General features: G+C 45.8%; 1 protein-coding gene. It reads right to left on the reverse strand.

All coding sequences use genetic code 11. From position 1 onward, the window contains the following. A partial coding sequence (locus MICAI_RS16970; protein ID WP_039900443.1) for a CARDB domain-containing protein occupies nucleotides 1-1037 on the reverse strand: 1037 nt, incomplete at both ends.

A 1037-nucleotide genomic window follows, 5' to 3' on the forward strand; every position in this document is an offset into this window, starting at 1 on the left:
CATCGCTGTTGCGATCAAATACTTGGTCACGGGATAGATAAACGGCATCATACCAACTTTGACCCGTATTGGCATCATTATTAACAACCGTCCAGGTTAAACTCAAGGATTGTCCCGCAATTCCCTGTTCCGGCGCATCGACAGAAGTAACGGCAAGATCAGCAGAAGGAGCGGGGGTAATCGGTAGGCTTCCGGTTCCTGAACCGCCTCCACTGATACTATCGCTGGCTAAAACGTTATTATTCTCAAATGCAGCTTCAATAACGTTATTATCTCGGTCAGTTTGCACTAGAACATAGTAACTGCCGTTCAAATTAACCGGAAGCGAGAAAGTACCTGTGGCGCTATAACTTGCTGATGGCTCTAACGCTCCTGCACGATAAACCGACCCTAGACTTATATCATTACCGCTGACATTTTTATCTAAAGACAAATAAACCTGATCGTACCAATAATTGCTATTAGTACGTCCTACCCCTAAATTCGCCACCGTCCAATTGAGGGTCAGCGGCTGTCCGGGAGTTACAGTATTTGGCAGAGTAATGCTAGTAACTTGGAGATCGGGAGTATCACGAGAGATGGTGAGGGGAAAAGCACTAGAGCCGTTGTTCCCCTCATTGCTACCTTCATAAACGCTATTAGCCGAATCAGTGACGACAAATAGCTGATAATTGCCTTCTAGGGTAAAGGGTAAGATAACACTTTCAGTCCGACTGTAGGTACCATTGGGAGCTAAAAGTCCGGTGCGGGTGAAGCTGGCGAGGGTCAGATCATCTGCATCGCCTAAAACCTCATCGTTAGAAACTACAAGGCGATCGCTCCAACTGTTAACAATGGTATCCCCAGTTCCCTGGTTTTTCACTGTCCATTGCACGGAAATCGCCTTACCAGCTTCTCCCGTAGTCGGAATAGTTGCGTTAGTAACGACTAAATCCGCAGGTTGAGAGACAATCTCTACTTGATTGGTTCCTTGAATGACATTATTGGCATTGTCTAATTCAAAGACTTGATCGCCGTTATCAGTTACACCAAAGACA

The sequence above is a fragment of the Microcystis sp. T1-4 genome, from assembly GCF_000297435.1.
In the GTDB taxonomy this organism is placed as follows: Bacteria; Cyanobacteriota; Cyanobacteriia; order Cyanobacteriales; family Microcystaceae; genus Microcystis.